Below are 637 nucleotides of genomic sequence, written 5' to 3'. Positions count from 1 at the left end.
CGCGAAGAGATGGCGGCGACGGATCAAGCCAGGATCATCCGGAGGTGCGCGGCGGTGCTTGCCTGGGAATCAAGGCGAAATCGAGGGGGCTTTGGCCCCTCGGTCGTCTCCGCTTCGCTGCCAACCCCCCACCAGGGCTTTTGGCCCTGACCCTTTCACTCAGGAAGGTGCAGAGCCTCTGGCCTTACGCCACCAGCGGCGCGCGCTCCGCCGCCGCGCGATGCCAGGCCTCCGCGGCATCCTCGTCGAACAGCTCGGCCAGCTTCTTCATCATCGTGCCGCCCAACTCCTCGGCGTCCACGATCGTCACGGCGCGGCGGTAGTAGCGCGTCACATCGTGGCCGATGCCGATGGCGATGAGCTCCACCAGGCTGCGGCCCTCGATCTCCTTGATGACCTCGCGCAGGTGCCGCTCCAGGTAGTTGCCGGGGTTCACGGAGAGCGTGCTGTCGTCCACCGGCGCGCCGTCGCTGATGACCATCAGGATCCGGCGGCGCTCGGAGCGCGCGAGCAGCCGGCGATAGGCCCAGTTCAGCGCCTCGCCGTCGATGTTCTCCTTGAGCAGCCCCTCGCGCAGCATGAGCCCAATGGCCCGGCGCGACCGCCGCATGGGAGCATCCGCCGACTTGTAGACGAT

Annotated in this window: 1 protein-coding gene; it reads right to left on the bottom strand. The window is 68.0% G+C overall.

Annotated features, from left to right (window positions below):
* Window positions 1-184 precede the first annotated feature (184 nt).
* Window positions 185-637: cobaltochelatase CobT-related protein (locus tag AC1DWF_RS35655; protein ID WP_476843175.1), on the bottom strand; the 453-nt coding region annotated here is incomplete at its 5' end.

This window comes from Aminobacter sp. P4_D5, from assembly GCF_056401815.1.
Note: the sequence above shows the minus strand (reverse complement) of the source record. Positions and strands in the feature narration are given on the sequence as shown.